This is a genomic window from Gilvimarinus gilvus, assembly GCF_030518155.1.
Lineage (GTDB): Bacteria > Pseudomonadota > Gammaproteobacteria > Pseudomonadales > Cellvibrionaceae > Gilvimarinus > Gilvimarinus gilvus.
This window is the reverse complement of sequence record NZ_JAULRU010000249.1, coordinates 1-307: the sequence shown is the minus strand read 5'-3', so window position 1 is coordinate 307 and position 307 is coordinate 1. Positions and strand designations below refer to the sequence as shown.

The 307-nt window shown below is 50.2% G+C and carries 1 protein-coding gene; it reads left to right on the top strand.

The annotated features are described in order from the left end of the window. The coding region (locus QWI17_RS03290) for a c-type cytochrome (RefSeq protein ID WP_302721075.1) at positions 1–307 on the top strand (307 nt) is incomplete at both ends.

Genomic DNA, 307 nt, shown 5'->3' with positions numbered 1-307 from the left:
TTGAAGGGGCAGATGCACCGGCTGCATCACACCATGCTCAGGAATTGAAAGAACGTAAATTGCAAGGTGAAGATGTAGCGAAGGACTCTGCACATGCTGTTTCATTGTCTGAAACCGCGGTTGCCGGACGTAAAACCTACGATAATGCGTGTCAGGCATGTCATGCTTCAGGCCTTGCCGGTTCGCCAAAGCTGGGCGATAAGACAGACTGGAAAGCGCGTATAGGACAGGGTATGCCCGTGCTTGTTGAGCATGCTATAAATGGCTTTACTGGCAATAACGGTATTATGCCTCCTAAAGGTGGTCG